Genomic DNA, 2,562 nt, shown 5'->3' with positions numbered 1-2,562 from the left:
TTTGGCATACAAAAACCCCTCCATCCGTATTCCGGATTTTGGGGTTCAGGTCATTTGGAGGAGTTTTTTTAATTCTAATGCCAACTGCAAAACTTTTTAAAGGAACATTTGCTACTTATGAACTGGCTCTTCATTTCAGATAGTCTTGATTAATAATTTTCTATGTATACTTTGACTCTTACCAACAATATCCCATCTTATTTACCTAGCCTTGATTAAATTCATAGTCAGCCTATACTGCAATCAATTATTATCTATATATTTAAAATTGTTTTACCCCCATAAATTAGTATAGTCCTAATAGGAATTACTATGAGAAAGATTTTATTTATTATTAACTCAAAGGCTGGTAAGACAGAATTTGACATAAGAAAAGAAGATATTGAGGAAACTTTTAGGAGGGTGGGTAGACTTTCTGAGATAGAAGTTGTAAACACCAGGTATAAAAACCACACCCATTTTTTGATTGACGCCTTTGACAGTCTCAAATATGACGAAAAAATCGTTATAATTTGTGGCGGTGATGGGTCTTTAAATGAGCTTGTCAACGTGGCTTACGGCAAAAATATGACCATAGGCCTTATTCCAACCGGCACTGGAAATGACTTTGCCAAAAACTTTGACTACAAAAATTTCACACTCAATTCACTTTTAAATTTTACAACCAAAAAAATTGACCTTATCAAGATTAATGACTTTTATTCTATAAACGTCACAAGCCTTGGCTTTGATACCCAAGTCTTGGATAGGGCCTATAAATATTTAGAAAAAAATCCCAATCTAGGAAAGACTGCCTACACTAAGGCAACAATCAGGAGCCTAACAAATATTACTTACGAAAATTTAAAATTTGATCTAAAGCTAATAGATGGGTCAAATTTTCAAATCAAGGGTGAATACCTCATTTCAGCCCTATGTAACGGTGGTTTTTATGGGTCAGGTTTTAATCCAGCCCCAGAAGCAAAAATAGATGATGGCTACCTAAACCTCGTCTTGGCTGAAAAAATCCCCCTATTTAAACTCCCATCCATGATTATCAAATACAAAAAAGGCCTCCACCAGGCAAGCAAATACCTCAGAGAAATAAAAGTGAAATCTGGCACTATAAGGTCTGACAAAAATTTTCTTGCCAACGCTGATGGAGAAATTTTTGAAACTAAGGAAATAATTTTTGAAATAATACCAAAAGCTATCGACTGGGTAATGTTTGATTGACAACCATATCTATAAAAAAACTGATCCTACTCTTATATAAAGATTTTAGAATCAGTTTTTTCTTATACAAAATTTATATTTTTAGAAAACTTACTACATAGGTACTAGGTCCAGAGTGGTTGCCGAGGACAGCTGTGACTGGAGATTCTATATATAAAGAAGCCTTACTTATTAAATCTCCCAATTTTTCCTTTATTTCTCTTATATCTTCAGGATCTTCCCCATAGGCAAGAGCTAGGTAATAATTATCAACATTTTCCAAAGCTTTTCTTGTTTCCTTTACTATAAAGTTTATAGCCCTTTTCTTGCCTACTACTGACTTAAAATTAGCTATACTCCCATTTTCATCTAGGGTAAGGACTGGATTAATCCTCAAAGTTCCTCCTATCGCCCCCTCTACAGCACTTAATCTCCCACCTCTTATGAGATATTTTAAGTCACTTACACTTGCTAATAGTCTTAAATCTTTAATCTTTTCTGTAACTATTTCCCTAAGCTTATCAAGGTTCACACCTTCTGCGACTAAGTTTTGTGCATATTTTACCAAGAGTCCCTCAGTCATGGTAATATTTTTACTATCTATAAGGGCATAGTCAATATCTTCATTTTCTAAAGCAAGCCTCATAACATTATAGGAACCAGACAAGCTTTGAGAAACACCAATGGCGAGGATTTTACCATAGCCCATACTTCTTATCAGTTTAATTTTTTCTAAATAATCATCAATTGAAGGTGCTGAGGTGTATGGCTTCTCATCAATCCTCGCAAAAAGCTCTTTGGGACTTATCTCTACCAAATCCTTCTTAGATTCATTTTCAAAATTTACATACAAGGGTACTACAAAAATTCCCTTTTCTAAATCTTCTCTTATGTTGCTAGCTGAGTCTGTTAATATTGCAATCTTTTCCATAATAACCCTTATACCTTTTCTATTATTGACCGAGTGATTTATAATTTTAAACCACCCGCTGTGCTTCTTTAAATTTTTTATCTAGTTTTCATAACTAGATTGTATTCATTTTATCTTTAAAGCTTATATTGTCAAGAATCAAAAGATATTTTCTCAATTGATGCTTAATAAATAAGTACTACATTTCATAAATAAAAATGTACCAACCAATTCCTAGCATAAGTTTTGGCTGGTACATTTTATTCACATTTCAATTTTTACTTATGGCTTATTTCTTTTTATATATGTTGCACTTGCTACTGCACTTTTTTCCTTTTCCTCTTGATATTATGTTTACTGAAAAATGAAAACTGTCTGCCATTTTTATCACTTCCTTTCTTTTTTTGTTGTTTTAGGTGGAGGCTTAATAGATTTTTATATCCACTTTGTGAATGAGC

2 protein-coding genes are annotated in these 2,562 nt (G+C 33.0%); one reads left to right on the top strand and one right to left on the bottom strand.

Going from position 1 to position 2,562, the window contains the following annotated elements:
- The first annotated feature begins 312 nt into the window (after positions 1-312).
- Positions 313-1,215 (top strand): YegS/Rv2252/BmrU family lipid kinase, encoded by a 903-nt coding sequence (locus tag RQ893_RS09080; RefSeq protein ID WP_311482684.1) that lies wholly within the window; start codon positions 313-315, stop codon positions 1,213-1,215.
- A gap of 73 nt (positions 1,216-1,288) precedes the next feature.
- Here RQ893_RS09080 and RQ893_RS09075 read toward each other — a convergent pair whose 3' ends face one another.
- The gene (locus RQ893_RS09075) at positions 1,289-2,125 is read right to left on the bottom strand and encodes a DegV family protein (RefSeq protein WP_311482683.1); all 837 of its coding nucleotides are present in this window, start codon (positions 2,123-2,125) and stop codon (positions 1,289-1,291) included.
- Positions 2,126-2,562: the final 437 nt, after the last annotated feature.

This window comes from uncultured Anaerococcus sp. (genome assembly GCF_963510915.1).
In the GTDB taxonomy this organism is placed as follows: Bacteria; Bacillota; Clostridia; order Tissierellales; family Peptoniphilaceae; genus Anaerococcus.
Note: the sequence above shows the minus strand (reverse complement) of the source record. Positions and strands in the feature narration are given on the sequence as shown.